Origin of the sequence: Okeania sp. SIO1H4, from assembly GCF_010672695.1 — a bacterium.
Lineage (GTDB): Bacteria > Cyanobacteriota > Cyanobacteriia > Cyanobacteriales > Microcoleaceae > Okeania > Okeania hirsuta.
Map to the genome: position 1 here is coordinate 1 of NZ_JAAHGB010000172.1, position 1,486 is coordinate 1,486.

1 pseudogene is annotated in these 1,486 nt (G+C 34.3%); it reads right to left on the bottom strand.

Going from position 1 to position 1,486, the window contains the following annotated elements:
- A pseudogene (locus tag F6K06_RS33475) lies at window positions 1–83 on the bottom strand (IS1 family transposase); the annotation flags it as partial.
- Window positions 84–1,486 lie beyond the last annotated feature (1,403 nt).

The following is a 1,486-nucleotide window of genomic DNA, read 5'->3' on the forward strand; positions in this document are numbered from 1 at the left end:
CAGTCACGGCACAGATAACTCTGTTTTCCCTGACGATGACCATTTTTCACTACTTTATGGCTTTGACAATCAGGACAATCCATCTCTCAATCAAATTCTAGAATATCATTCTCTATTGTGCAACACCTCGTTTATAAGTACCAAGGTTCTTGTCTTGAGTGCGTCTTTCATTCCGAGGATACCAGGGAATTACACACTCGCTTTTTCTACTTTCTGATTATATTTCCCTTTCCAATATGCTCCTAGGTTAAATCTTCCAACACCTTGATTTTGAATAATATTGATCTGGCTCAAAAAAATTTTTGTTCCGGGATATATCTGCAAAGAACTAAGTTTTTCATAGTTTTTCCCAGGTTTTCGATCATAAGTATTCTGTTTTTGTCCAAAAACAAAGTAAATTATTTCAGGTGATTTTTGATTTTTGAGCCAGTGTGATCATTCAACGCCGTGGAATTCACGGTCTCCAATAACTACTAATTCATATTTTTTTAATAAATGTCAAACAGGGTTAATAATTGCCTTTTGTTCTCCTCAGCCTTTTGTTCTCCTCAATTACTGCTGCTCTTTTTCTCTAAAATTTGTCCATAAATAGGTCAGGCTGGTTTTTTGTAGATCACCCCTATTCAAAATATATTATTTTCTTTCCATTGTGTTCTATCTATAGTTAGAATTAACCGACTACCATCCACAAATTCTTGATGAATTATCCTCCTGGTCATGTCGATGCTTTATCAATGGCCAATATTTAGCAAGCGATCGCTTCCAATCATTTGTAACATTCTTTTTTCAAATTGGTATTACCCGGTGGCAAGCTGTCAAAGATGCCAAATGTCCTACTTTTTCTGCGATCTGGGGTAGCAAGTAGGTATAAAATTTTTACCCTTTCTCTATGTTTACCTGTTTTTTGGTCTACAAGCAGCTTTTTTAGGGTCTCTTCTGGCTCAATAATATTAATTTTTAACCCACATTCCGTACGACAAAATGTAGTATGCAAAGATGGTCAAACTTGAGTAAGTATTTAGACTTAAGAAAAAAAAACCTCAAACTGTAAGAGCTGATTTGTAAACTTAGCTAAAAGTCTGATATTACCTAGTTTTTAGCAATTAGGGTAATACTTGATAATAACTCCTCAAACCTAAGTATAGCAAGTGATTCAGCGCCTTAATCTTTACTTGATCAATCAGCTCTAATTCTAGATAATTAAGTGAAGATCAAAAAGAGGAGAAAATGTCAATAGAAGTAACTAATGTAGACCATATTTCAAGCAATTTCTCATGGATTTAATTTGTACGAATGATGGAGATGTCCCATTGTGGATGAGAATTGGTTCGGGAAATGAATCTGACCAAAAAAAGTTTTGTCCAAGGCATGAAAGATTTCAAAAAGCAGTTAAATTTTGATAGTTTAATGGTGGCAGATAGTGCTTTATATACTCAAAAAAATCTACAGTTACTAACAGATATTAAATGGTTAAGCAGAGTCCCAG